Annotated in this window: 2 protein-coding genes; both read left to right on the top strand. The window is 41.5% G+C overall.

Features of this window, described 5'->3' with window-relative positions; translation table 11 throughout:
* Nucleotides 1–892 (top strand): sugar transferase (locus AC2VE5_RS25175; protein ID WP_486890329.1); only part of this gene is annotated, 892 nt, incomplete at its 5' end.
* 110 nt (nucleotides 893–1,002) lie between these two features.
* Nucleotides 1,003–2,963, top strand: a 1,961-nt coding sequence (locus tag AC2VE5_RS25170; RefSeq protein WP_486890328.1) for a GumC family protein, incomplete at its 3' end; no start/stop codon positions are given.

Raw genomic sequence — 2,963 nt, 5'->3', positions numbered from 1 at the left:
AAATTGCTACAACTTGCTTGGATGGACAGATGTTAATTCACTGGCAACAGATGCAAAAAGTTTAGAAGCTATTTTAGACCAGATTCGCAATCTAGAAATAGACGAAGTTTTTATCTGTTCTTGGCAGTCTATTAAAAATAAAATGCTGCTTTATTGGAGATTACGCAATATAGGCATTACCTTACATATTTTACCTGTAGAGTTAGATATGATTGCCCAGAGTTTAGAAATTAAAATGTTAGGCAAGCTGCCTACACTTCAATTTAACCAACCCTTAATTATAGGTAGCGATTTTTTTATAAAGCGATGTATAGATTTCTGTTGTGCTAGTGCTGTTATCTTGCTAGCAATGCCACTATATGGAGTTATTGCCTTATCGATCAAACTAGATTCCCCAGGTCCAATTTTTTACAAACAAACTCGTATTGGTTTGCAGGGAAAACCGTTTAAAGTTTGGAAATTTCGGACTATGGTTGTCAATGCAGAGCAAATTCAAAAAGATTTAGAAGCTAATAATGAAATGAAAGATGGGGTACTTTTTAAAATTAAAAACGATCCCCGTATTACTCCTCTTGGTAAGTTTTTACGACGCTATAGTTTGGATGAGTTACCACAACTGTTTAACGTACTTTTTGGGGAAATGAGCTTGGTTGGTCCTCGCCCGTTACCGCTTAGAGATGTAGAAAAGTTTTCTGAACATCATTTCGTTCGCCATAATGTTTTGCCTGGGATCACAGGACTTTGGCAAGTTTCTGGTCGGTCGGATATTACTGACTTTGAACAAGTAATTCGCCTAGATGTGTCTTACATAGAAAGTTGGTCGCTGACCTTAGATTTCAAAATTTTATTGCAAACTATCAATGTAATTTTTGGAAAAAAAGGTGCTTATTAAGTCTCGATGCGATCGCCTGTTGGATAGCCTAAGAAGCTGACTCTAAACCTTGCAGCTACCAAGCTAGACACATCATCTTTATTGCACAACCTTTAAATCAATCCTTAAATATGGAATTCATAGATGCAGACATTCAAAAATTGTGGTTGATTCTAAAACGGCGTTGGCTGCCTGCTGCGGGCGTATTTAGCTGTGCTGTCGGGCTATCGGTCGTAGCTGCTTTACTGCAAACGCCAGTCTATCAAGGAGAAGGAAAGCTTTTACTCAAAAGGATAAATGAGACTTCTGCTGCCACAGGACTAGATTCGCAAATAGGAGAATTAGATACTTTAGCTCAACAAACTAACCCTTTGAAGACAGAGGCAGCCGTGCTTAGTTCTATACCTCTTGCCCAACAGACTATCACCACACTCAATCTCAAAGATAAAAAGGGCAACCCACTTCTACCTGAAAACTTTCTCAAGAAACAGAAGGTAAAACAGCTTGCAACAACAGATATATTACAAGTTTCTTATAAAAGCACTGACTCCAAGGAAGCTGCCGCCGTTGTCAACAAACTAATGAGCCTTTACACAGAAAATAACGTACTCAGCAATCGCTCTGCTGTCGTTGTAGCTAGTGGGTTTATTACTAAGCAGCTACCTAAGACTGAAGCGAGAGTTCGTCAAGCAGAAGCCGCACTACGCCAATTTAAAGAACAAAACCAGATTGTCTCCCTAGACGCAGAAGTAAAATCGGCAGTAGAGATTATTAAGGAACTAGACAGCCAAATTAATGCCACTCAAGCTGCACTGGTGAATGCAAATGCCCGATTTGCAAGTCTCCAGCAAAAAGTGGGCATGAGTTCAAAGCAGGCTGTGGCTATGAATTCTCTTAATCAATCTCCTGGGATACAGAAGGTACTTGCAGAATTTCAACAGGTAGAAGACCAGCTAGCAATTGGGCGTACTCGTTTGCAAGACGACCATCCGACAATAGTCGATTTGAAGTTGAAGCAAGCCGCTCTAAAAGCTCTATTACAAAAGCGGGTAGAGACTACTGGCGTTTCGCTTCCAGTACAGGGAGCAAATTTACAAATTGGAGAAAGCAAACAAAAACTGAATGAAGAGCTTGTCAAATTAGAGGAGGAACGCTTAGGTCTAATCAGTCAGTTAGCTTTGCTATCTAGCACTCAAGAAACTTATAAACAAAAAGCGAACGTCTTTCCCAAGTTAGAACAGACACAACGAGAACTAGAGCGACAACTTGAAGCTTCCCAATCTACCTATCAAATTCTTTTAAAAAAGCTCCAAGAATTAAAGGTTGCAGAAAACCAAAATGCTGGGAATGCCAGTATTATTGAGCCTGCCCTAGTTCCTAACAAGGCTTCGATTCGGCGACCAGCGATGATTTTAGCTTTAGGAGTAGTGCTGAGTGTTTTACTTTCTGGGGCTGCTATCGTCGTTTTAGAAGTCAGAGATACATCAGTTAAAACCCTCAAAGAAGCGCAGGAGCTATTTGGATATACCTTTTTGGGAACTATTCCTTTGGTGGGCAAGAAAGCCGCTTTGCGCGCTAAAGAGACAGAATCGACAGTTCCAGAACTTCCAGTTAGAGATACTCCGCGATCGCCACTTAGCGAAGCCTACCGAATGCTTCAGGCTAATCTGAAGTTTCTTAGCTCAGACAAACCGCTAGAAGTCATTGTCGTCACAAGTTCTGTCCCTAGGGAGGGCAAATCGACGGTTTCTGCCAACTTAGCTACAGCGATGGCTCAACTAGGCTACCGGGTGTTGTTGGTTGATGCAGATATGCGCCGTCCCACTCAGCACCATATATGGAAGCTGAATAATATTACTGGTCTAAGCGATGTCATTGTTGGTCAGGCTGAATTTAAGACCTCTGTACGTGCCGCAATGAAGAACTTGGACGTACTCACGGCCGGGGTAACTCCTCCTAATCCAATTGCTCTACTCAATTCTCAGCGCATGGCTGGGTTAATTGAGGACTTTTCGGCAACTTATGATTTTGTCATCGTTGATGCGCCGCCTTTATTGGTAGCTGCTGATGCCTTGACCTTGGGCAAAATGAC

The organism is Aliterella sp. E5.1 (assembly GCF_057473825.1).
The sequence above is the reverse complement of the archived record's forward strand: the minus strand, read 5'-3'. Positions and strand labels throughout refer to the sequence as shown.